This window comes from Enteractinococcus helveticum (assembly GCF_001657475.1).
GTDB classification, from domain to species: Bacteria; Actinomycetota; Actinomycetes; order Actinomycetales; family Micrococcaceae; genus Yaniella; species Yaniella helvetica.
In genome coordinates this window covers 36,399-55,099 of record NZ_LXEY01000006.1, presented here as the reverse complement: position 1 = coordinate 55,099, position 18,701 = coordinate 36,399, and the positions used below count along the sequence as shown (strand labels likewise).

Annotated in this window: 23 protein-coding genes and 1 pseudogene; 8 read left to right on the top strand and 16 right to left on the bottom strand. The window is 54.6% G+C overall.

The window, feature by feature from the left end:
• Positions 1-43: 43 nt before the first annotated feature.
• From A6F49_RS01180 to A6F49_RS01165, 4 genes are all read left to right on the top strand, one after another.
• Complete coding sequence (locus A6F49_RS01180; RefSeq protein WP_052500021.1) at positions 44-1,231, top strand: S1 family peptidase; 1,188 nt, start codon at positions 44-46, stop codon at positions 1,229-1,231.
• A 9-nt stretch (positions 1,232-1,240) separates the two neighbouring features.
• Positions 1,241-1,678, top strand: a complete 438-nt coding sequence (locus tag A6F49_RS01175) for a hypothetical protein (protein WP_043055998.1) — start codon at positions 1,241-1,243, stop codon at positions 1,676-1,678.
• Between the two features lie 95 nt (positions 1,679-1,773).
• Positions 1,774-2,286 (top strand): RNA polymerase sigma factor, encoded by a 513-nt coding sequence (locus A6F49_RS01170; protein ID WP_052500020.1) that lies wholly within the window; start codon positions 1,774-1,776, stop codon positions 2,284-2,286.
• Positions 2,286-2,969, top strand: a complete 684-nt coding sequence (locus tag A6F49_RS01165) for a hypothetical protein (RefSeq protein WP_043055997.1) — start codon at positions 2,286-2,288, stop codon at positions 2,967-2,969. Before A6F49_RS01170 ends, A6F49_RS01165 begins: the two co-directional genes overlap by 1 nt.
• Before the next feature lie 53 nt (positions 2,970-3,022).
• Here the strand turns inward: A6F49_RS01165 and A6F49_RS17575 are convergent, their stop codons facing one another.
• The 8 genes from A6F49_RS17575 to A6F49_RS01130 form a co-directional block, all read right to left on the bottom strand.
• Positions 3,023-3,220, bottom strand: a complete 198-nt coding sequence (locus A6F49_RS17575) for a hypothetical protein (RefSeq protein ID WP_043055996.1) — start codon at positions 3,218-3,220, stop codon at positions 3,023-3,025.
• Between the two features lie 220 nt (positions 3,221-3,440).
• Entirely contained in the window at positions 3,441-4,763 is a 1,323-nt protein-coding gene (locus A6F49_RS01160) for an ISL3 family transposase (RefSeq protein ID WP_067605463.1), read from the bottom strand.
• A gap of 299 nt (positions 4,764-5,062) precedes the next feature.
• Positions 5,063-6,244: a Y-family DNA polymerase gene (locus tag A6F49_RS01155; protein WP_052500019.1), complete on the bottom strand. Its 1,182-nt coding sequence runs from the start codon at positions 6,242-6,244 to the stop codon at positions 5,063-5,065.
• A gap of 106 nt (positions 6,245-6,350) precedes the next feature.
• Complete coding sequence (locus A6F49_RS01150; protein ID WP_150119327.1) at positions 6,351-6,806, bottom strand: hypothetical protein; 456 nt, start codon at positions 6,804-6,806, stop codon at positions 6,351-6,353.
• Between the two features lie 84 nt (positions 6,807-6,890).
• A complete protein-coding gene (locus tag A6F49_RS01145) occupies positions 6,891-7,280 on the bottom strand; it encodes a GntR family transcriptional regulator (RefSeq protein WP_043055994.1) in 390 nt (129 codons plus the stop codon).
• Positions 7,277-8,194 carry a hypothetical protein gene (locus A6F49_RS01140; protein WP_043056747.1) on the bottom strand — a complete coding sequence of 306 codons (918 nt, stop codon included), beginning with the start codon at positions 8,192-8,194 and terminating at the stop codon, positions 7,277-7,279. The genes A6F49_RS01145 and A6F49_RS01140 overlap by 4 nt, the downstream gene beginning before the upstream one ends.
• Positions 8,195-8,555: 361 nt before the next feature.
• On the bottom strand, positions 8,556-8,951 hold the full coding sequence (locus A6F49_RS01135) for a hypothetical protein (protein WP_043055992.1): 396 nt from the start codon (positions 8,949-8,951) through the stop codon (positions 8,556-8,558).
• 83 nt (positions 8,952-9,034) lie between these two features.
• Positions 9,035-9,628, bottom strand: a complete 594-nt coding sequence (locus tag A6F49_RS01130; protein ID WP_043055991.1) for a recombinase family protein — start codon at positions 9,626-9,628, stop codon at positions 9,035-9,037.
• A gap of 321 nt (positions 9,629-9,949) precedes the next feature.
• Between A6F49_RS01130 and A6F49_RS01125 the strand changes: the two genes are divergently transcribed.
• A complete protein-coding gene (locus A6F49_RS01125) occupies positions 9,950-10,453 on the top strand; it encodes a hypothetical protein (protein WP_150119326.1) in 504 nt (167 codons plus the stop codon).
• 155 nt (positions 10,454-10,608) lie between these two features.
• Here A6F49_RS01125 and A6F49_RS01120 read toward each other — a convergent pair whose 3' ends face one another.
• Positions 10,609-11,061: a hypothetical protein gene (locus A6F49_RS01120; protein WP_150119325.1), complete on the bottom strand. Its 453-nt coding sequence runs from the start codon at positions 11,059-11,061 to the stop codon at positions 10,609-10,611.
• A gap of 443 nt (positions 11,062-11,504) precedes the next feature.
• On the opposite strand from A6F49_RS01120, the gene A6F49_RS01115 reads away from it, so the two are divergent.
• Complete coding sequence (locus tag A6F49_RS01115) at positions 11,505-11,801, top strand: hypothetical protein (protein ID WP_043056748.1); 297 nt, start codon at positions 11,505-11,507, stop codon at positions 11,799-11,801.
• 267 nt (positions 11,802-12,068) lie between these two features.
• On the opposite strand, the gene A6F49_RS01110 is transcribed toward A6F49_RS01115, so the two are convergent.
• From A6F49_RS01110 to nrdI, 7 genes and pseudogenes are all read right to left on the bottom strand, one after another.
• Positions 12,069-12,356, bottom strand: coding sequence for a hypothetical protein (locus A6F49_RS01110; RefSeq protein ID WP_043055986.1), 288 nt, complete (start codon positions 12,354-12,356; stop codon positions 12,069-12,071).
• 148 nt (positions 12,357-12,504) lie between these two features.
• Complete coding sequence (locus A6F49_RS17935; protein ID WP_161485748.1) at positions 12,505-12,666, bottom strand: hypothetical protein; 162 nt, start codon at positions 12,664-12,666, stop codon at positions 12,505-12,507.
• 245 nt (positions 12,667-12,911) lie between these two features.
• Positions 12,912-13,841, bottom strand: coding sequence for a metal ABC transporter solute-binding protein, Zn/Mn family (locus A6F49_RS01105; RefSeq protein WP_043055985.1), 930 nt, complete (start codon positions 13,839-13,841; stop codon positions 12,912-12,914).
• Positions 13,838-14,737, bottom strand: a complete 900-nt coding sequence (locus A6F49_RS01100) for a metal ABC transporter permease (protein ID WP_043055984.1) — start codon at positions 14,735-14,737, stop codon at positions 13,838-13,840. The genes A6F49_RS01105 and A6F49_RS01100 overlap by 4 nt, the downstream gene beginning before the upstream one ends.
• A gap of 3 nt (positions 14,738-14,740) precedes the next feature.
• Entirely contained in the window at positions 14,741-15,481 is a 741-nt protein-coding gene (locus A6F49_RS01095) for a metal ABC transporter ATP-binding protein (RefSeq protein ID WP_043055983.1), read from the bottom strand.
• Positions 15,482-15,599: 118 nt separating this feature from the next.
• Positions 15,600-16,628: pseudogene (locus A6F49_RS01090) on the bottom strand (ribonucleotide reductase N-terminal alpha domain-containing protein); the annotation flags it as partial.
• Positions 16,597-17,121, bottom strand: coding sequence for a class Ib ribonucleoside-diphosphate reductase assembly flavoprotein NrdI (gene nrdI / locus A6F49_RS01085; RefSeq protein WP_043055982.1), 525 nt, complete (start codon positions 17,119-17,121; stop codon positions 16,597-16,599). The gene nrdI and the pseudogene A6F49_RS01090, both read right to left, overlap by 32 nt.
• 316 nt (positions 17,122-17,437) lie before the next feature.
• Between nrdI and A6F49_RS17170 the strand changes: the two genes are divergently transcribed.
• Both A6F49_RS17170 and A6F49_RS01075 read left to right on the top strand, forming a co-directional pair.
• A complete protein-coding gene (locus tag A6F49_RS17170; protein ID WP_161485747.1) occupies positions 17,438-17,992 on the top strand; it encodes a pyridoxamine 5'-phosphate oxidase family protein in 555 nt (184 codons plus the stop codon).
• Positions 17,989-18,615 (top strand): phosphoenolpyruvate carboxykinase (GTP), encoded by a 627-nt coding sequence (locus tag A6F49_RS01075; RefSeq protein ID WP_043055981.1) that lies wholly within the window; start codon positions 17,989-17,991, stop codon positions 18,613-18,615. Before A6F49_RS17170 ends, A6F49_RS01075 begins: the two co-directional genes overlap by 4 nt.
• Positions 18,616-18,701: the final 86 nt, after the last annotated feature.

Genomic DNA, 18,701 nt, shown 5'->3' with positions numbered 1-18,701 from the left:
CTACCGACGCACTCTGTGCGTCTGAATCGATAAGGATCAAGCTATGAAACGTCGCATCGTTCCATCCCTCATTCTCACTTCAGCGCTGACGCTGGGGGCCCTCGGCGTGCAGCCCGCTTTCGCGGAGGAGAACGACGAGGCTGCTGTCATCGAGCAGACCATTCAGGAAGCGGAAGCTTTCGACGCGGCTCTGCTCGCTGAAGACCTTGGCGTGACCGAGGACGTAGCCGACCAGTGGTTCGAAGGCGAAGACGAGTTCCTCGCCGCTCTCGACTACGCACTCGCAGCCGTTGGCGATCAGTACTTCTCGTCAGCATGGACGCCTGAGAACGAGGCCACCACCGGTCACAAGGCGTGGGTGTCATTCAAGGGTGGGGTGCCCGCAGACGTCACCGATCGTTTTGCGGCCCTTACCTTCTCCGTTGACGTGCGTCTCGACGCCGAGCACACCGAAGCCGAGTTGGAAGACATCCGCGAAGAGCTGATGACCGAGCTGTACGCGGCGGCCGAGCTTGACGGCCTGACCGGAGACTTCACTGACGAAGGTGGTATCGAGATCGAATACACCCTGGCAGATACCGAAAGCGACCCCGCCGAGTTCGAGGCGCTGCTTGAGACGTTCATGGATGAAACCCCCGTCGCGGTCGAGGCCGAAGAAGTCGAAGACATCGAGCCAGTCGAAGAGGTCGTCCGTGGCGGCACCAGCATCAAGAGCTGCACGCTCGGCTTCACCGTCACCAAGAGCAGCACCCGTGGTGCGCTGACGGCAGGCCACTGCCCCAACAGCGCCGGTAAGCCGACCGGCAGCAGCGCCTCCCTCGCATTCAAGGCTCAGCACATCGGAGCCTCGGGCGATATCCAGTGGCACTCTACCTCTGATTCGATCCGCAACCAGATCCGCATTACGTCGTCCGGGGTTACCCGCTCGATTACTAGCCGCGACACTGGCGCGAATGGTTCCTCCGTCTGCAACTACGGCAAGACCCGCAGCAGCAGCTCGTGCACCACCATCAGGAGGGCCAACCACGCCTTCATCAACAAGGATGGAAAGCATGTGAAGCAGATGGTGCAGACCAACGGCAAGTTCACCAATGGCGGTGACAGCGGCGGCCCCTGGTACTCCGGCAACTCTGCACGGGGGATCCACTTCGGCAAGTCGGGCGGCTACTCGACCTACACGAAGATCAACTCTGCCCTGTCGAAGTTCGGCCTGACCCTGAAGACGAGCTAAGGTAAGATCGTGTCATCCACCTCAGAGTTGAAACGTCTCATGGCCCTCGCCAGTATCGTGGGGATGCTCGTGCTGGGCGGGTGCGCAACCGGTGAGTCCCCCTCGCCGCATACGTCGACAGTGGCCCCCACCGAGAGGAGCCAGGTGAACCTTCTGACCTATACGCCGGTAGAGGATCAAGGCTCGGCCGAGGCTGCTTTCGAGGGCCGGTTGATTGGAGAATCCAGTGACCAGTACCTGTATGGCGAAGATGCGAACGGAGGACGTGTCGGCATTGTGTTCCCCGAAGGAACCACTCTCTCGCTCGACGATGAAGAGGTAATTCTCCCAGATGGAACACGAATCCCGATCAACACTGAAGTCTCTCTCACCGGCGGATACTCAGAAGATCCAGGAAGCACGGTTCCTGAGCGTCCATTCGAGGAGTACTTCTACATCAACGGATGAGCCCATGAAGTGAGCGCCAGCGCCGAGTATGAAAAATTAAACCGTGATTGGTCTTCTCATACTCGGCGCTGGCCCGATATAGAAAAGAACCATGCATGGCACTCGAGAGCTTCCAGCGCTTCTACGCGGATCACCACCCTCTGATCCTGACGATCGCACACCAACGACTCGGCGATTTCGCCCTCGCCGAAGACATAACCAGCGAAGTATTCCGCATCACGTGGGAACACCACCTTGAGGGTGGCTCGTTGAAGCTGCCGTGGGTCTACCAGACGCTCCGCAATCTCGTCGCAAACCAGTACCGCCACGCACAACGTACCGTCGACGTTCTGTCGTTCCTGCAACGAGAGAACATGGAGACTGCCATGCCTGATGATTCAATCGAAGACGCCATGCTCGTCCGCAAAGCCATGCTCTCGCTCTCAGAGGCAGACCGCGAGATACTCATGATGACCTACTGGGAGGATCTCACCCGCTCCGAAGCGGCTCAGATTCTTGGGTGCAACCCCGCAGCGGTGCGGGTTCGCTTATTCCGAGCAAAGGAGCGCCTGCGTTCCATCTTAAGAGACCCGGTTCTGCAAGGAGCAACCGAAGGGAAGGATGCGTGATGGATGACCTCGAACGACGGCTCCGTAAAGCACGCCCCTTCAGTGCAAACCGTAACGCAATCCTCTCCAACCGCGCACGATCTGATTTCGCTCAGATCACCGGCCAGGAGTTGCCCGGTGACATTGAGAACACCGCAGCAGAGCCGCGCCGAAACCGCCTCGCGGCCGCTGCAACGGCTACCCTGGCCGTGCTCGCTTGCGCAGCTGCGCTCGTGCTCTTCATCAACCCTCAGCAGTTTCTCTACGTTGCCGAACCCGAAACCGAAAACACGCACCAGCCCCCACCGACGCACGAGAATCAATACCAAGACGTTGAAGCACTCGCAGAGAAAGCCGATCTCGTCGTACAGGCCACCGTCGAGCAATCCGATACAGCCTCTGGAAAGGTGCGCTCTCAGCTCACCGTAGTTGAGACGCTCAGCGGCAACTTACCCGCAGGCTCGAACGTCACCGTAGAGCAGCCTGCCGCAGACGGAGATTACGACCTTCCCTTAGCTGAGGTCGGCGCAGACTCCCTGATCCTCTTTCTCTCTCAAACAAGCACTGACGGCATATACGAACTGGTGAACGCTTCACAATCCGTGCTCGTCGTTGACGGGGAGACGGTCTACCCAATATTCGATGAACTGGATCTAGGCAATGATGAGACCCTCGCGCAGCTTAGGGAGCGTCTCCCCAGTTGACAGCATCGGGTCGCGCTGGAAAGGAAATGTCATGCAGGTGATGCCTGACACTCTCACTGACCCGGAGATGAACGCGCTTGTAACGCTTCGAGGCGATCCGCGACCTCGTCGTACAGCTCATCGTCTATGAGCCCACGACGCAGTGCACGGTTCAAATCATCGGCCGAACCCGGCACTTCAAACAAGAGGTCATCGAAGTAATCCGTAGTGCGATCCTGCGGCGCATACTTCCATCGGCTCAGCTCGCCCACGAGCGCGCCGAATGGTTACGGCAGGAATGGCCTTACCGCTCACCCACGCATCAGCCCGACCCACACAGAGGCCCGAGCCTCGGCCGTTAGTTGCAGACGAGACAATCATCTGATGATTTGTTATGAACTGTTCATCCTGCACTCCGTCTTTCGTTTATACGGTTGAGATAATCCTGTAATTCAGGATCAGAAGGTCGCCATCAATCGGGCTCTTCCGTTTTTAGAGTGCGTTGATTCGTTCAGTGAGTTGGCCGGAGTGGATGAGGCAGCGTAGGACGTAGTGGTCGAAGTTTCGGAATCCTAGGGCGATGCCGCGTAGGTGTTCCAACCTGCCGTTGACGGCTTCGACGGGGCCGTTGGAAGCGCCGCCGTGGTCGAAGAACGCCAGCACCTGTTTGCGTTTGCGCCACAGGGTGCGCCCGAGTTGGGCGAGTTCCTCCAGCCCGGCGGGCAGTCCTTTGCGGATGGTGTCCATCACCTTGCGCATCAACTTCTTACCGACCGATCGTTTCGGGTGGGCGTAGGCGTCGATGATGTCCTGATACACCAAGTACGTCACCTGCAGTCCCACATGATCATCGTGGTGAGCCCACAGGTTCGCCACCTTCAGGTGCTGCCGCTCGGTGAGCAACCCGCGGCGGGTGAGCAGTGTCTTCCTTACCTTGTATAGCGGATCGTCCTTCCTGCCCCGGTGACCGGTGGTGGCCTGTTGCAGCCGTTGCCGGCACAAGGTCAGTTTCTCCCCAGCCAGTTGCACCACGTGGAAGGGGTCCATCACCGGAATCGCTTCTGGCAGCTCAGCAACGGTGGCGGAGTGGTAGCCGGCGAACCCATCCATGGTGACAACCTTGATGCCGTCGCGGAACGCAGGAGTGCGTTCCTTCAACCATGTAGCCAGCACCTTCTTCGAGCGGCCAGGACGTACGTCCAACAACCGCGAGGGCCCAGTGCCCTCGATGACGGGGGTGAGGTCGACCAGGATGGTCGCGTACGTCTCCTTGCCCCTCCCGCGCACGTGGGACCAGCAGTGCTCGTCCACCCCCAGGATTTTCACTCCTTCCAGGTGTCTGGGATCGTCATACACCAACGAGCGAATGCGCCTCAGGGCGAGGCGGTTGACCAGGTCCCACCCCAAGCCGAGCTCGTCAGCGACGGCCTTGACGCTCATCTTCGAGGCGCTGAGTTTTTGCAGGATCCACCTGGTGCACCGGTTGGTGGGCTTCGCACCGGGCTCTGCGCATTCCAGCCGGTGTTGGAAGATCACTTGCGGGCACTGCTCTCCCACGCACCGATAGCGGGGCAGACGCACGTGTAACCGGCAGGGGTGACCAGCAACGGGCAGATCAGTCAACTCCCGGGTGACGTGATCGCGCAACACACCTTCGGCCTCGCACGCGGGACAGAACGGTAGGACCTCGATTGGCCGCGCCCTGATGACAGTGATGTCGCCCTCGCCGATGAACGCGCCCTCGATAGTGAGCCCCAGCTCAACGGTCCGGCAAATAACATCTGCCACAGGGCAGGAAGAACAGGTAGATTTCATAGTGAGCCTTGGGTGTGAAAACGGTAGAGGTAACAGCTCCATTTTCCACCCAAGGCTCACCTACACCCCGACCTCACCACGCCGAGAAAACACCCACTTACGCACTCTGAATACGGAAGAGCCATCAATCGTCCTTATGGATAGGAACAATCACTGTGAAAAGGAAACTGCAGGTCGAGGCTTACACGGCGGAGCAAGATTCCGCAGCACGGCGGCTACGGCGGTTTCGATGTTCTCCGGCAGGGACTGCCAACCATCGGTGACGTATGAACTGACCTGCGCACCAATGAACAGGTAGATCAACGCCCGCGCCGTAGTGGACGCGTCGATATCAGGGCGTAGCGTGTGCCGGGCCGGATCTTGGAGAGCAGGCTTTTAGCTGCTTTTGTCAGCACCACTGGATCGGCACTATAGCCCGGCAGAGCGACGGTGACTGCGGGGTGATGGGATTGGTCCTCGTTGAAGTAACTCGTCATGGCCCAGGCGGTGAGCACCTTGGCCTCCCGGTCGTGGCGATGCAGGCGGGTGGAAGCCATTTGCGCATAAATGCTGAGCACTTGCTCCATGTCCTCGCGGGTCGTGACCCGCTCGGCAAAACTCCGCGAGTAGATCAGCTGGTCTTTAATCTCGCGTGCTTCTTCCAACGGGATACACGGTGTCCCGCGCAGCTCCAACAGGGTCCGCATCTGCACAATCGAAAACTTCTCACGGATCAGCACCGGGTCAGTGTCCCGAAAGTCGGCCACCGTAAAGATACCCATCGCGTTGAGGCGCCTGGTCACGCGGGGACCAATCCCCCAAACCTCAATCACAGGTAAACGGCGCAGCACATGGTCGCGGGTGGACTCAGGGACCCGATCCCAGACGCACACTCCCCCAAGCTCATTGACCTTCTTGGCGGCCTCATTCGAAATTTTGGCCAAAGTTTTGGTTTTGGCGATCCCGACACAGACCGGCAGGCCGGTCAGCTTCAAGACTTCGGCTTTGATCTGCTGGCCCACGGCGTGCAGCTCGTCTAAGGTACCGCGTAAACCTAAAAACGCTTCGTCAATGGAATACACTTCGATCCACGCGGAAAACCTGGCCAAGATGCCCATGACGCGCGAACTTAAATCGCCATATAACTCGTAATTGCTTGATTTTGCAACTAAATTGTGTTGCTTGGCGGTGGCTTCGAGTTTGAACCAGGGATACCCCATCGGGATGCCAAGGGCTTTGGCTTCGGCAGACCTGGCTACGACACACCCATCGTTATTCGACAGCACCACGGCTGGTCGGTTGTGCAAGCTGGGGTCAAAGACTCGTTCGCAGGACACGTACATCGCGTTGACATCGACTAACGCAATGTATTGACGATCTTGTTGATATTCCCCGGAAGCGACGGCGGTATTATACTTAGTCAGTGACGGGTTATCCCGTTTAACGGGAGACGGATCATGGCTTTGTTGGTAACCATTAATAATACTTTCGTCGATATTCATCCAAAATAGGTGTCCTGGCGGCTTCAATTATTCATTCTCGACCTAAACGAAAATCGCGGTACACAAGCCGCTAGTCGGTGGTCCTCACATCAGGGTCGGCGGAAGATTATTCTTGCTTGTGCCAGAGGTTGTCGGCAATCTTCGACCATCCTGCTTCTTCAAGATCTGTCTCCGAAGGATTATCGCGCACTAATGCGATCCCTGAGGGCGATTCACCCCTCTTGAGGATTACAATCAGGTCCGCCCAACCAGGCGTAGGATCAGAGCAACCACTGGCGACTTCTTCGCTGTCAGGCTCAAATTCGACCAAGCATACTTCATTCTTAGGATTATCTGCGCCTCGTGCTACATAGTAAGATTTATCGCCATAATCGCCGAGATATCGTGCTGAATCTGCGGCTAGGTAATCCTGTGCTTCTACGGCTTCTGGAATCTGATGTGCTGAAGCGTCGCTGCCGAGTGCTGACACTCCCTTCTCAGCATTATCACTGGATGTGCATCCCGCGAATAGTGCAACAACGCATATAAGCAAAGCGACCTGGGTTCCTTTGGTTTTGCGCATGGTATTTCAGCCCTCTCTTGTTGAGGATAAGTTTGAGTATAAGAACTGTGCCATCTTGATCGTGTCTGTGAAATATTACTGGTGCTACTGCGTTACTTCTCGTCCAGCCTCTCGCTCTATAGTCTGTCGTTCTGGCCAAATCGCACGAACTATACGGATGGTCTCGTCGAGACTCGTGCCAGAATCCGTAGCAATGCCGGCCAGGTGACGTGCTGCATCTAAGACAGGTCTTGGCGTGGTGGTTGCGTGTGGACTGACACGGGTACCTCCACCGGTGCGAGCAATCAGAAATCCTTCAGATTCCAGGGCTTTATATGCTTTGGCGACAGTGCCAGGAGCAACGTTGAGGTCTTTGGCAAGCTGACGAACTGATGGTAATCGATCGTTGGCAGCGATCCGCCCGGAAACTATCAAACCGCGGATCTGATCGCGGATCTGATCCGCGGGTGGAGTAGATCCCGACAGAGTAATCATGATACTAAGATTCTGCTTCGAGTCAGTTGACGAACCGGCACCGCAGATAAGGCAATCGAGAGCCAATAAGCAACGCCTACCCCAACGGCGATACCGGCACTGATTTGGAGTGCCGGGCCAAGGGCTGCAAAGGAAGTCCAAGAGCTGATGGCTTCCCCTCCAACGGAGAATTGCATTTGGATCGAAGCCGTCCGCGCAATTGAGTCGAGAATCGCCCCGAGATGCACAAATAATGCACCCGTTGTAACCGCTAAGACATTACTTGTACGTATGGTCCTGATTCGAAAGTCCTCATCGTAATCCGCCCCAAAACCAGGCCGAGCAATCAGCGATAGGTTCAAAACAGTGCCTGCGGCCAACATCGCGAGCAGGATCAGGCTTGGAACAGAGTGGAACCACCCATAAATGCTTGTCCCCATGCCATACTCTGCGCCGACATCGACGAAATACATGGTGTATCGCCCCGTTGAAGGATCCGGTTCTGAAGCCATCCCCGTAATGATCGTCAGCACGAGGACGACTGCCAGCACCATTACCGGCACCACCATCCATGAGCGACGGCTAAAGCTTGCGGGTGTTCGTGGGGCTAATGAAGCAACACCACCGCCAGAACGTGAACGCAACGGAATAACCAGAACAGCTAAGCCAATAATCCCCAGCAGCAATGGCGTCACGAACTGAATACCCAAAAACAAGTCTAGGTCCGTCCAATAGAGATCAAACGGCAATAACCAAGGTTCGCGAATCAACCGTTCCGCCGTGATCCCCAGGAACAAAAATAGGCCAACTATCAGGGCAATGGCTCGATGTTTGCGACCAAGCAACCCAGCCCTGCGACGCAACAACCACCATGTAAAGGCAACAAGTAGTCCGAAAATCAAGGGGCCAAGAATCAACAGCAGAAGCCACAACATGCCTTCACCTCTCACCATTTGTATCATCTAAATAACACACTACCGTACCAAGCAAGTAATACAAGAGGCTCGCAAAACGGCACCTTTCACATTGCCGTGCATGAAGGCGTGGACACACGTCTGTGACTTTCACCATCGTTTAGCGGTTTTCACAGATTCAATTGGCGGACTTGTTCGTTACGGCTTCTGATGCATCGTTTTCGTCGTCTGCGAGTCGGTATCCATCGAGCTACCCATTGGTTGCGCTGCTGTCATTTGCAGAAATCTTCTGCCAATGAGCAGTCCAGCAGAATTTTTTGTCCCCTAATGCAATGGCCCCGCCGCGACTTATAATCATTGCAGCGCCTCGATCAGCGGGGCTTCATTCTGCTTCCTCGGCCCGTCGTTTATCCCTTTCAGCAATTAACGCATCCAATTCTCGTAGTTGCCTTGCAAGAGTTGCATCAGTACTGGTGTCTAACGGTCTTGCAGCAGTCCAAATAGACATGATTAAGAGCAGAACGAGCGCGATAGCTCCACTGCCGCCGTATGCCCTCAACGTTGGGTCGGACCCAAGCCAACCAATTGCGACGGCAGCGCCAGCTAAAACTGCCCCACCGATGATGGTCGCAAGCGCTTGCACGGCTACTTCTCTCGTGATTCTGCCCATGGCTCGGAGCCGTCGTTGTGCGGCAAGAACCTTGGGCATATAGGTTTGCTCGTACTGTTCGAGCAACTCCTCACGCCGAGTGTCCAAGTAATCTGGTTTATCCGTCATGATGTTGCCCTTCAAAACAATCTGGTGGTTGAACGATTTGATGCTCAGTCTTGAGTCCGGGAATTAGCAGCTTCAGGGCGTGGTCATGTTGATCGGCGATGTTGTGAGGGCGTGAATTCCGGATCACGACGAAGCGCCCGGTAAATGGTGGATCTGCTCACGCCTAAGACTTCGCCGATTTGAGCGACGGTCATCTCTTGTTGGTCGTAGAGTTTTCGGGCGGTGGTCAATTGATCCTTCGTAAGCCGGGATGGGCGGCCTCCGGTGCGGCCACGGGCACGAGCCGCAGCTAGTCCGGCGTTGGTGCGCTCTCGGATGAGATCACGTTCAAATTCCGCCAGCGACGCGAAGATGTGAAAGATAAGCCGACCCCCGGGCGAGGAGGTGTCAATGTTTTCCTGTAAGGATCGAAACTCGATCCCCTGTGCTTGGAGCTCGGCCAGCTGATCAATGAGATGTCGAATCGAACGACCCAACCGATCCAATCGCCACACCACCAGGGTGTCGCCGGGGCGCAATTGGTCCATCAGTTTGTCGAGTTCGGGTCGGGACTGTAATGCGCCGGAGGCAGTGTCGGTAAAAATCCGATAACACCCGGCAGCGGTTAACGCGTCGTGTTGTAATCGAGCATCTTGATCCCCGGTGGAGACTCGGGCGTAGCCCAAAGCATGTGGCATGGCCCTACTGTAGCAATACTCGTCGCGCAGGGGTGGATGTGACACATAGTGTGACTCTCAACTTTGTTTGACGGCTTTTCGCAGCTTCATGTGGCGGCCTGCCGTCACTGAACTTGTTGCTACCTAAATACACCACTTAGAAGCCAAGGCTGGCCACGACGAATAGATAAGGGCGTAAAAGGGTATACCTGGTTTCACACTCATTAGCATCATCAGCTCGCCACCTGAAGCGGTGCATTTGGGTATCAACACGAGCCATGAACAGGTACAAGCTTCGATGGGGTCTTGTTTCCTCGGGAAGTGCAGATCAGACTAGGGGGTATGAATAAAAAACGGCTTTTGTCGCTCATGGGTTTTTCTGGGCTGCTATTGGTCGGATGTACGGGGACTGCAGAGCCAGAATTATCGCTCATGAACGAAGAGCAAGCACAGGCAGACATCCCGACGCACGTGGCGTCCTTTATCAATGACTTCTCTGCTACTGTCACCAACGTTGGGCAAGACTCTGATCATCCTGGCTACCAGGGACAAGGCTTAACGAATTTCACGCTCATTGACGCAGCCGAGAACTTTAACGTATTTGCAGCCCGTGATGACGATGACAACTGGTGTGTGGTGCTGGATAACACGCCGTTAGCTGATCACCCGGATGACTGGGCCATTGGGATTTCTTGTGCCCCATCAGAAGATTTCGCTGCCCACGGGCTGAGACTTCAAATCGATACACCAACTCTCACACATACCGCACAATTGCTGCCCGATGATTTCACCGGCGAGATCGACCCAGATCTCGAACGCATCAACGACCACCTTGCCGCCCAGTAGCACCCGACCTCAGCGGTACGAAGAACTCACCCGTCGAAGCAGTGCATTTGAGTATCACCACCAGAAACGGTGAGCCCCTGACTTCCAGTATTGACTCCTGTTCTTCTCGGTCGGGCAGATCGCCACATCAACCTGCGAGAAACCGCCAAATGAAGTTAACAGTCATACTCAGGAGCCTGGTCCGTGGATGTTTCTGAGTCGTCACCATCCAGGGTAATGCTGTCGGGGAAGCCCTGGAGGCGGATTTCCACTTCGAGGCTGTACTCCAGATGGTCCGGCATTGCGATTTTAGAGGTGTATGACTGTAGGTCAGCTGTGCAAAATCCGGCTTCATCCTCGCGGCGCTGGGTTGCGACGGTGATAGGGGCCTGAGGGTATGCAGCCTCCGTGAGGGGTTGGGCAATCAGTGGGCAGTTAGAACTACCCAGTGTCGTGATGTAGAAGGTGCGTTCCTCCCAGTCGGCAAACGCCGCCCACATCCCATCACGCGAGTAGGCCGAACCTGGTACATCACCCTTGAAACCCTCACCTGCCGTGGTGTCGGGCGATGCGCAAGACGTGCCGACTAAGAGGAACATCCCCACGACAAACATCCCGATCTTTTTCACAAAACCAACTTTCACGCAGCGGTGAAACACCGCCAAACAAAGCTTCGATTCACAGATCATGCCCGCAGGTTCCTGTAAAAATGTCGTGCGCCAGCGCTGATAAAAAACATGATGCTTGCGAGGAAGCACAACGCGGCGACTGCGAAGACCGGATTGACCCAGCCGGGCACGAGGTCATCGTGAGCGGCTGGGGTAACTGATGGGGAATAGTGGTCTCGATGGGGCTGCGGCATACCATGCTGGCTCATAGACATATCCAGCGGCACGACACGCATCCCCGACATCATGCGTGGTGAGCACGAAATTGCCGTAAATAAATATGCCTATCAGCGCGTAAATCCATCCCAAAAGTACCACCACCCAGTGGATGGGCGGGATTTTCGAAGCCCATTGTCGCCCACGGACCCCAGGGTCTTGAGGCAGAGCCCCGTGACGAGTTCCTGTTGTATGCAGGGCCGGAGATTTCCGCGCCACCAGTAGAACCGTGTCCCTACATCGAAGAGATCAATGCCGTGGAGTTTGACCAGCAATTTCAACGGGCTCTGGACTTAGGATGCGAACATGACATCCTCGGCGATATCACGTTCACCGAACCCATCCAAGGACCGGATGGCCCAATGCTGGGATTGCTCAGCCCAGCTCATGCCATGACCATCGAAGAAATGCACGCTGCTGGATACCTCAGCGACGCGGACTTTGCCGAATACCTCCAACACGCAGAACAGCAACCAGGTCACTAAACACGACCCCAGCTGTGTTCGTAATACCTTCTAGTTCCAGCCTGCCCGGGCACAGCGCATGCCAAGCAGCAACGAACTAGAGCGCCAGCTGAAACTGCCACACGAAGTTGCGTTTCATAGGTATACGTGCTGGTACAGGATGTAGAACTGTCGAGAAGCTAGTGGTTTTTCTGCTGCGATAGTCAAGCGGTCAGAGGATTGCTGAAGATCCGGTACAGCCGGGTTCTATCACACGAGCGGTAGGGGTCGTTGAGATGGTGCGTATATTTACGAGAGTTCGTCGGGTTGTGTTTGCTGTTGATTCAGTGCCGATTGGGGTGCCGTGAGGTATTGGATCACGACTGACGCTCCGATCAGCGCTGCTCCTACTGGAAACGCCGCGTTTTGAATGATGTTTAATACTGGGTTAAATAGCCAGAACCATAAAGCTTGGCTTGTCTGGGTGGAGGCCAAGCCAGTTTGGAACCCGACGCTGGTGTACATATAAAAAGCAATCGCACCCAAGATGAGGAATCCAACCCCCCACCACAGGATGCGCTTGGGTGATGTATTCATGAAGACGACCTCCTTGCGGTCTTTAGATAAAAACTCGGGCCCGACCTTCCACCTTGGGGGCGATCTTCGGTGCCCACCAGGCGATAGGTTCCAGCAGTAGGGTAACTAGCCCTGATTCAGTGCGGGTCCTACGGCCCTATTTGTGCGTTTAATTGTGTGCTGAGCCCCCGAAATTCGCCGGAATCACGTCGTCTTCGCGTTTTTCGACGCTGATGATGTCGCCGGTGACCGCATCAACCTCAACGTGTGTGGGTTCGTCAGAGTTCAGGAGTGCGTTTTCTTCTTCGGCCGTCGCTCTTTTCCATCCCAAATCCCCTAGGAGCAGCGAGCATGAGACTCTCATCTGCAGGTAAGAGAGTGCCTTATTTTTCGGTGATTTTCTCTACGCTGTCTACTAGGCAGATGTTCTACTTAAAGCAGCTGATGCCTCGGCGGAGCACTGTTCCATGCGAGCCTGGAAGTCGCATGCCTGCGTGATACAGTTCTGATTCAACGCTCATAGGTAGTTTTCCTCGGTCCTGAAGCGTGTTTCTCTCAGGGGTCTTCGTGATGAATCTATTGTTGTAATCCTTCGGAAATGTTTCTAAGGTTTTCTTCTAGAAAGTCAAGGTAGGTGTCGCCGGGTTCACCTTCGGGGGCGAGCTCGTCGGAGAAGATGGTGGCATAAATCTCTACGCCGGTTTCTTCTGACACGGTTTCCATCGGTCCGGGGGTTACATTCGATTCCACGAACAGTGCAGGGGGCTTGTGTTCGTTGACGAAATCGATTGCGGAAATCATCTGCTCGGGAGTGCCGATGTCATCGGTGTCAACCGCCCAGATATATCCTTCAAGTAGGTCATAGCTATCTGCCATGTACTGGTAGGCGCGCTCCGACGTTACAAGCACGCGACGATCTTCTTCGAGATCACCAATCTCCTGCTGGTACCGTTGATCTATATCAGTCAACTGTTCCAAGAAACTCTCGAGGTTTTGGCGGTACTCATCAGCGTTATCCGGGTTAACATCAATGAGCCCGTCGGCAACATTTTCGGCCATGATCATGCCGACCCTTGGGTCTAGAAAGGCATGCGGGTTGATGGAATGCTCCGACTCCTCATCGGTGAGATACATCGGCTCAACGCCATCGGTGGTTTCAACCACTCTATCGTCCTCCAGGCCCACGGATTCAACCATGCGTGATGCCCAGCCGTTTTCGCCGCCTTCAAGGTTGAGCCCATTATAGAAAAATACGTCAGCATCAGACATCGCTTTGGTGTCTTCTGGGGTGGAATCGTATTCGTGCGGGTCATTGCCCACGGGCACAATATTGTGCACCGTCACATGGTCGCCACCAACTTCCGCCACGATGTCGCTGAGAATAGTAAATGTCGATACCGCTTGGATTGTGTCTGTGCTATCCGTGGCTTGCTCATCGCCCGAGCTGCAGCTGGTCAACATGAGAGCGCCGACGGTAGTCAGTGAGATGATCCAGTGTTTGTTCATGAAAATGTGTAGTCCTTCGCTGCTTTTGTTGATTGAGTGATTTTAAGATGGTGACGTTCGCGGACTTTGCGGAGTTGTGTCCAGAAAAAGCCCTGATTCGGACTGAAGAAGAAAGTGAAAAGAAACATGGTGAAGGCCACCAGTACAATGGCAGGGCCGGATTGCAGTTGCCAGCGATAGCTGAAATACATGCCGGCGATGGATGAGACCATCCCCAACAGTGCGGCTAGCCACATCATGGTGGAGAATTTTTTGATCCATAAGAATGCGGTCGCTGCGGGCGTGATCAGCATGGCCACCACAAGAATGACTCCCACGGTTTGGACCGCCGATACGGTGACGACGGCCAAGCCAATTAGGACCGAGTACTGAATAGCTTTGGTGGGGAAGCCAAAGGCTTTGGCTACTTCTGAGTCCATGGTGGTGATGAGTAATTGTTTATAAAACAGCACTACCAGCCCGATAATGATCACGGCGATCACAATGGACTGCCACATTTGTGACGGACGGGTTGAAAGCACATCACCAAAGAGCACCGCTTCAAGTGTCATCGCTGAGTGTGTGCGAGCCCAGAGTAACACCCCTGCTGCTAGAAATGCTGTGAATACGATCCCGATAGAGGTATCACGTTTTAATCGCGAATTACTGTTGATGAAACCAATACCGCCGGCTGCGAGCAGTCCCGATACCAGAGCTGCGACGAGAACATTGGTTCCGAGGAGAAATGAGACGGCAATGCCAGGCATGACGGCGTGGGAAATGGCGTCACCCATCAGTGACAGGCCGCGAAGAATGATCAGCGAACCGACCACTCCAGAAGTGACGCCAATGACCACAGCAGTGATGGCGCCGCGAGCCAGGTGCGGGTAGTTGATGAGATCGTTAAGAAATTCCATGCACTACTCCGTGGACTCTGGCAAACCCAGCAAGTTTGCCCCAAAAGTTTGTTTGAGGTTGTCGGCGGTCAGTGTCTGGGGGACGGGACCTTGGGCGACCAGTACATGATGGACCATAATGATGTGATCAAAATACCGTTCGATAGTGGACAGATCGTGATGGACCATCACCACGGTTTTACCCCTGGCGCACAGTTCGGTCAGGATCCCCATGATGTTGGCCTCGCTAGTGGCATCAATGCCCACCAGCGGCTCGTCCAGCAGGAAGATGTCGGCCTGTTGAGCGAGGGCGCGGGCAATAAAAACGCGTTGTTGCTGACCACCAGAAAGGTCTGAGATTTGCCGGTCAGAGAATGCGGTCATGCGTACTCGTGCCAGCGCCTGCGCTGCAAGCTCACGATGTTCGGAGCCAGGACGTTGAAAGATGCGCAGATTAGGGTAAGTACCCAATAAAACCGTGTCAAAAACATTAATCGGGAAGTCCCAGTCGATTGTGGAACGCTGCGGCACATAACCGATGCGGTTGCGGACTTTTCTGAGGGGCTGGCCAAAAAACCGGATGGTGCCATAGGAGTGCTCAACCAAATTCAGCGCCGCTTTAAGAGTGCTGGATTTGCCAGAGCCGTTGGGGCCAACAATGCAGGTCATCTGTCCAGCCGATACCCGGAGACTCAGCCCGCTGACGGCCTTGACCCCACCGTATGACACATGCAGATTGTCAATCGACAGCACGTCAGCTGCCACATCGGAACCTTTCGCGTTTGACGGCAGCAGTGGTGCATCGGCTAGCTGTGGGGGAGCAGTTTTGTGGAGCAATAGTCTTTTTCACTTCCTCGTTATGTGGCTGAAGCCATGTGGGTTGTCTGACGCCAGTGGCCATCTCCTCATAATGTTGTGTCATTGACAGATCAGACAGCGGTATGCCGTACTCTCGTTCGACGTCATACGGGCTGAACAGGTGCATTTCCTTGTTGGTTTTCGCAAGATGGAAGGTGACATCGGGAATCACCACGCCCAAAGAAAGGGTCTTAATGCGGATCTTTTCGTGGGCTTTCTCTCGCTTAGTATCCAAAAAACGCATGATGTCAGGATGATGCGCGTGCAAGTAGACCGCTCCGGCACCTTGACGCGAGCCCAACTGATTCGCATATGAAAATGAATCTTCAAGGATTTTCATCACGGGTACGACCCCGGATGCTTGATGTTCTGTTTTTTTGATCGGTGCTCCAGCCTCACGCAGATTCGTGAGTAGCAAGGCCACGCCACCGCCACGTTTCGACAGTTGCAGTGCCGAATTCACGCTGCGTCCGATAGATTCAAGATTGTCTTCTAACCGCAACAAGAAGCATGAGACCAATTCACCACGCTGGGCCTTGCCTGCGTTAAGAAATGTTGGTGTTGCCGGCTGGAAGCGACCTGTCAGCATTTCCTCGACAAGGCGGATGGCAAGGGATTCATCACCCTGTGCCAAGAACAGCGCTGTCGCTACGACCCGTTCTTCGAAACCTTCCAGGTAAGTTGTGCCATCAAAAGTTTTCAGCGCATATGAGGTGAAAAACTTGAAAGCACCCAAAAACGTTGCAAACTCATGCCGCGCTTGAGAAGCTTGCTCATGCAGCGCTATTAGAAACGCATCAGTATAACCCTCAAGGAAGTCTGGTTCATAATAGTCATGATCGACCAGCCATTCCAAGCGTTCCAGCACGCTCGGAAACGTTCGCGTCTTCGGAACAACATGTTCAGCCACATAGCGCTTAACAGCCTCATGATCTTTCTCAAACTGAATAGTCCCGTCCAAAGCCAACAGGTTTAGTTGGGCGTTTAGCGCGTGGTAGTCCTTTCTGGAGCCGATCCCGGACTCACCAGTGGCCTGTTGAATATTGGTCGTCATATGATATTCCTTTCGCGGTTTGATGGCGTTGATGCAATTTTTGCCAAAAGCGGGTCAGGCCACTATTTACTTGTTCAATATCCTGCTGGGTGCCCAATAATTCGAATCGGTATAACTCCGGCACCTGACACTTAGCTGAAATAATGCGTCCGGCAAGACAATAATCCTCACCAAAGTTCGTATTCCCTGCAGTAATGACCCCGCACAGGTGCCCTCGGTTCACTGGATCATTAAGAAACGCGTTCACTTGTTTGGGCACTGCACCAGCAAGCGCCCCGCTACCGTAGGTGGGCACCACCAACACAAATCTGCGAGACACCCGGATGCCACCATCTACTCGCGGCCTGAGAGGTATGCGCACGGCCGGGCGGCCAAGCCGTCCCACAAAACGCAAAGTATTTTCTGACACGCTGGAGAAAAGAACCAGTTCAGGTGACTCCTCAATGGTGAGCTCTCGCACCGGGGCAGCAACCCCCCGCTTCAATTTGAGCATCGCATCCTCCTTTCGCTCCGTCTAAACAATCACACAGAAGCCCATATGTTGCGCATGGACTGAAATCCAACCACATCATTTAGCGCCTTCACTAATATGACCTTAAATGTTCGTCTTGTCAAAGTTTTTACTTCGAGATCACGAACATATAGTGTCTAGCAGTATCCCTCACCAAGTCGAATAGGAGTGGCTAACGATGCACAGGGCATGTGAAGGAGCCTGGCTGGAAGCGATCGGTATCTTCCAACAAGTACGCTCTGGTGATCATCAACGGGCAATGAAACTTTTAGTAACCTCTGCAGACCCCCCTGCAGTAATGCAGAATCTTTTACGACTGCTCGTAGTTTTTCTCCGCGGAGAAGATTCCAGGAAATTAGAACGCTTTCTTGACGCTTCATTCAGGGCAGGCCCGCCAACCCAGGGCCCATCCTTTACTCAAGGCCCGACCGTTGACTATGACCAGTTAAATGCCAAACTCCAAGGCGTCATTGATTTATCAGCACCGATGCAGCAGATGCTATCGACACACCTTCCACTCCTCACCACCGTCACCCCTCACGGCAGGGCCGATATCTCGCCGAGGCCGTCCCTACGAGTACTTGATGATCACACCCTGATCTATCACGAGCAGCTCAGGAGTCAGCACTTGGTAAATATCCATAACGGTTCTCAAGCCGTTGTATCCGTTATCAATCCTGAAACCGCCACAGGATACAGTTTTGTGGGCACCCCCGAGGTCCACCAGCACGGCGACGTCTTAGATGCAGCAGTCGCCTTTGCTGCCAAACACGGTCTACTCCGTCCTTCAGCAACCTTGTTGGTTCCTATTACAGCAGTTCACGACATCATTTCAGGAGCACCAATCCCATGAACACTGACACCGATCAACAACTGAAGCTGCCAACGATCACCTCCCCGAAAATCCGGGAGTTCGTTCATGAGTGGGTGGCCATCACTACCCCGTCCAGGGTCGAAGTCATCACTGCCACTGATGATGCCCGCCTCATCCAAGAAGCCCTCGACGCCGAAGAGTTATTACCGGCAGGAGAAGGGTGTTACTACGCTCGATCTCACCGGCAAGACACCGCCAGATCAGAAGAACGCACCGTTGTTGCCACCAGCCGCGAAGCTGATCGTGGCGTGTACAACAACTGGTATCCAGCAGATGAAGTCGTTGCTACGCTCAAAGCGCGAATGAACAATGCAGCGACACACAAGACGCTTTACGTAGTCCCTTATCTTATGGCGGTGCCAGGAACGCCGCTGGCACCGTTTGCTGCTGGGGTGCAGCTGACTGACGACCGCACTGTCGTGCTCCATATGATCCGTATGGCTCGGGTCGGGATACATTTATTCGATACCCTTGAAAACCCAGAATTTTTTGTTCGTGGCGTGCACATTACCGGCAATCTCGACACACTTAGAATTTCCGCCAATAGGTGCTGGCCAGGTATGGGTATAAGCCGGGCACGGTGCGTCATTAATTGTCTTTAAACTTGTTATGTCGCAGGAGATCGGTGACAGTTCTACCTCAGGACATCGGTAACAGTTCTGGGGGTTGTGGTGGTGACACTTCCAGA

What these genes read in the sequence shown, in the direction of transcription:
- A6F49_RS01180 (WP_052500021.1), top strand. Translation starts at nt 44, where the DNA reads ATGAAACGTCGCATCGTTCCATCCCTCATTCTCACTTCAGCGCTGACG.
- A6F49_RS01170 (WP_052500020.1), top strand. Translation starts at nt 1,774, where the DNA reads ATGGCACTCGAGAGCTTCCAGCGCTTCTACGCGGATCACCACCCTCTG.
- A6F49_RS01165 (WP_043055997.1), top strand. Translation starts at nt 2,286, where the DNA reads ATGGATGACCTCGAACGACGGCTCCGTAAAGCACGCCCCTTCAGTGCA.
- A6F49_RS01160 (WP_067605463.1), bottom strand. Translation starts at nt 4,763, where the DNA reads ATGAAATCTACCTGTTCTTCCTGCCCTGTGGCAGATGTTATTTGCCGG.
- A6F49_RS01155 (WP_052500019.1), bottom strand. Translation starts at nt 6,244, where the DNA reads ATGAATATCGACGAAAGTATTATTAATGGTTACCAACAAAGCCATGAT.
- A6F49_RS01150 (WP_150119327.1), bottom strand. Translation starts at nt 6,806, where the DNA reads ATGCGCAAAACCAAAGGAACCCAGGTCGCTTTGCTTATATGCGTTGTT.
- A6F49_RS01145 (WP_043055994.1), bottom strand. Translation starts at nt 7,280, where the DNA reads ATGATTACTCTGTCGGGATCTACTCCACCCGCGGATCAGATCCGCGAT.
- A6F49_RS01140 (WP_043056747.1), bottom strand. Translation starts at nt 8,194, where the DNA reads ATGTTGTGGCTTCTGCTGTTGATTCTTGGCCCCTTGATTTTCGGACTA.
- A6F49_RS01135 (WP_043055992.1), bottom strand. Translation starts at nt 8,951, where the DNA reads ATGACGGATAAACCAGATTACTTGGACACTCGGCGTGAGGAGTTGCTC.
- A6F49_RS01130 (WP_043055991.1), bottom strand. Translation starts at nt 9,628, where the DNA reads ATGCCACATGCTTTGGGCTACGCCCGAGTCTCCACCGGGGATCAAGAT.
- A6F49_RS01125 (WP_150119326.1), top strand. Translation starts at nt 9,950, where the DNA reads ATGAATAAAAAACGGCTTTTGTCGCTCATGGGTTTTTCTGGGCTGCTA.
- A6F49_RS01110 (WP_043055986.1), bottom strand. Translation starts at nt 12,356, where the DNA reads ATGAATACATCACCCAAGCGCATCCTGTGGTGGGGGGTTGGATTCCTC.
- A6F49_RS01105 (WP_043055985.1), bottom strand. Translation starts at nt 13,841, where the DNA reads ATGAACAAACACTGGATCATCTCACTGACTACCGTCGGCGCTCTCATG.
- A6F49_RS01100 (WP_043055984.1), bottom strand. Translation starts at nt 14,737, where the DNA reads ATGGAATTTCTTAACGATCTCATCAACTACCCGCACCTGGCTCGCGGC.
- nrdI (WP_043055982.1), bottom strand. Translation starts at nt 17,121, where the DNA reads ATGCTCAAATTGAAGCGGGGGGTTGCTGCCCCGGTGCGAGAGCTCACC.
- A6F49_RS17170 (WP_161485747.1), top strand. Translation starts at nt 17,438, where the DNA reads ATGCAGAATCTTTTACGACTGCTCGTAGTTTTTCTCCGCGGAGAAGAT.
- A6F49_RS01075 (WP_043055981.1), top strand. Translation starts at nt 17,989, where the DNA reads ATGAACACTGACACCGATCAACAACTGAAGCTGCCAACGATCACCTCC.